Source organism: Neisseria sp. P0022.S009 (assembly GCF_051956675.1).
GTDB lineage: Bacteria > Pseudomonadota > Gammaproteobacteria > Burkholderiales > Neisseriaceae > Neisseria.
In genome coordinates this window covers 1-430 of sequence record NZ_JBQCXE010000087.1, presented here as the reverse complement: position 1 = coordinate 430, position 430 = coordinate 1, and the positions used below count along the sequence as shown (strand labels likewise).

Annotated in this window: 1 pseudogene; it reads left to right on the top strand. The window is 44.7% G+C overall.

Annotated features, from left to right (window positions below):
• A pseudogene (pilM, locus tag ACTHUG_RS11565) lies at positions 1–430 on the top strand (type IV pilus biogenesis protein PilM); the annotation flags it as partial.

Genomic DNA, 430 nt, shown 5'->3' with positions numbered 1-430 from the left:
AAATATGCTACTACCGAATTGCCTAAAAATATTGTCAAGGGCAATAAAATTCAAGACGACGATCAGCTTGCTACCTACATCCAGCATACTTACGCATAATTACGCAGTTCTTGCAAAAATATTGTTGCGGCTGTGCCACAAAACTTGGCGACAGTCGAGCAAATTATTTACAACCCGCGTGATACCGATTTGGACTTGGAAGAGTTTGTCGAGGCAGAAGTCGGCCAATTTGCGCCGATTGAAGAAATGAACTACGACTTTCAAGCCGAAGAAGTCGGTTCTGGCCAGCATATTTTAGCGGTTGCCGCCAAAAAAGATGATGTTGAGCCGCGCATTGAAATGTTCGAGAATGCAGGTCTGCATTTGTCGGTTTTGGATTTGGACTTGCTGGCGCAACGCAATGCCTTCGTCTATTGGATGAATACGCATG